The 1,894-nt window shown below is 72.1% G+C and carries 1 protein-coding gene and 3 pseudogenes; all 4 read right to left on the minus strand.

All coding sequences use genetic code 11. The features are described 5' to 3' along the window. Positions 1-652: pseudogene (locus ACFW2E_RS46080) on the minus strand (phosphodiester glycosidase family protein); the annotation flags it as partial. 76 nt (positions 653-728) lie between these two features. Beyond that, on the minus strand, positions 729-1,088 hold the full coding sequence (locus tag ACFW2E_RS46085; protein ID WP_384477950.1) for a DUF779 domain-containing protein: 360 nt from the start codon (positions 1,086-1,088) through the stop codon (positions 729-731). A gap of 39 nt (positions 1,089-1,127) precedes the next feature. Next, positions 1,128-1,546: pseudogene (locus tag ACFW2E_RS46090) on the minus strand (VOC family protein). Positions 1,547-1,753: 207 nt separating this feature from the next. Further along, positions 1,754-1,894 (minus strand): annotated as a pseudogene (locus ACFW2E_RS46095) (carboxymuconolactone decarboxylase family protein); the annotation flags it as partial.

Below are 1,894 nucleotides of genomic sequence, written 5' to 3' on the forward strand. Positions count from 1 at the left end.
GCGCGCGCACCCGCGAGACATTGCCCCACCGCGCCGTGAACGCGCCGACGGAGCCCACCGGCAGGGCGTACTGGTTGAGGCCGCCGAGCGGCAGCCGGCCCTCGGGCGTACGGACCGAGCCGCGCAGGCTCAGCCTGTCCATGCGGGCCCGCCGGTCGGTGCCCACACCGAAGACGTCCCTGGTGGTCGTGCCGGGCGGCAGCGCGGGTCCGAACCGCTGGCCGCCGGGGACCGCCGCCTTGAGCGCGTGTCCGTGCGCGATCGCCGGCCCCACGGTCGCGCCCGTCGCCTGCACGCCCGGGTGCTGGGTCTCGGTGATGTTGAAGAAGTCACCGTTGACCCCGGCCACCGCGCCCGCGGAGTCGGCGAGTCGCGAGACGGGGGCGCGGGCTGCCACCGCACCCGGATGCAGCAGGTCCACGCGCACATGCGGGTCGCGCAGGTCGACGACGAGCACATGGGCGTGCGTCACGCCCTTGCCCGCCGCGATGTCGAACTCCTCGTAGGTGACGCCCCGCGCGATCCGCTCGGAGTCCTGCACGGCGCCGGCCGGTGCCGCCCCCGTCAGGGCCGCACCGGCCAGCACACCGAGCGTCGTGAGGGCTGTCAGTACCGTTCTGCCCTTTGCCGACCGCTTCTGACGTCGCGTCATACCGTTCCCCTGATGTCTCGTCGACTCTCCCAGGACTCAGGGGAAGTGCACCAGAACGCGATTTCCGCCGCGGTGGCTAGACGTCCACTACACGAGAACGAGTGAGAAAACGTACTCCCTCGGGTGCTTCCAGTGAGAATCCGCTGCCTCGGCCGCGCACCACGTCCACGATCAGCCGCGTGTGGCTCCACACCTCGTACTGGCTGCGGGACATCCAGAACCTCACCGGTTCGCCGACGCCCTCGACCTCCAGTTCGGCCAGCAGTACGTCGGAGCCGCCGGTGCGGAACTCGCCGTCCGGATAGCACATGGGCGCGCTGCCGTCGCAGCAGCCGCCGGACTGGTGGAACATCAGCGGGCCGTGAGAGGCGCGCAGCCTGCGCACCAGGTCGGCGGCGCGCGGGGTGAGTTCGACGCGGGGGACTTCCTGTTCCATGATCACCGTCCTGGGGCGTGGCGTCGGGTGTCCCCAGTCTCACGGTCCGTCAGCGACCCGTCCAGCACGGCCGGGCAGAGGTGATCCGGGCGAAGGGGTTCGCCGGGGCCGCCAGCCGTGGCTGAGTACGTCGACCACATGGCCGTCGGGGTCCCGGACGAAGAGGCGGCGCACGTCCCGCTCCTCGTCGTCGGCGGATGCGCCATCTCCGCGCCGCGCTCCCGCACCGCCGCGTACACCGCGTCCACGTCGTGGACCTCGATGCTCAGGTCCGGCGCGACGGGAGCCGTCCGGTCCTCGCTCCTGAGGCTCAGCCGGACCGTGGGGCTCTCGGCGGACGCGAGCGTCACGATCCAGCCGTGGTTCATCACCTCCTCGAACCCGAGCACTCCGTAGAGCTCCGCGCTCTCCGCCAACGAGGCCGACTGGACATGGGGGACGACGCGCCGAACGTGCATCTTCTGGCTCCGCCGGCCGGTCGGACGGGACGCGTTCTCCGGCTGTGAGCATGTGCGGTCGGCGGACGGCGTGCGCTCCCGGGACGGCATCCGTGCGCTCACGGAGTCGGCGCACCCTTCCGCCGCCCTGGCGCCGGTGCCCGGCGGCCGTACGGGCCGGGAGGCGAGGACATGAGAGCGGAGGGAGGCGGGCGTGCGGTGCGCGGTTCAGCGCACCGGGTGCCGGCTCATGATCGAGATCCGGTTGAACGCGTTGATCGTGACCGCCACCCAGATCACCGCCGACACCTGGTCGCCGGTGAGCACCTCCCGCGCGTCCGCGTACGCGGATTGCTGGGCGGCGGCGTC

This window comes from Streptomyces sp. NPDC058964, from assembly GCF_042741275.1.
Taxonomy (GTDB): Bacteria; Actinomycetota; Actinomycetes; order Streptomycetales; family Streptomycetaceae; genus Streptomyces.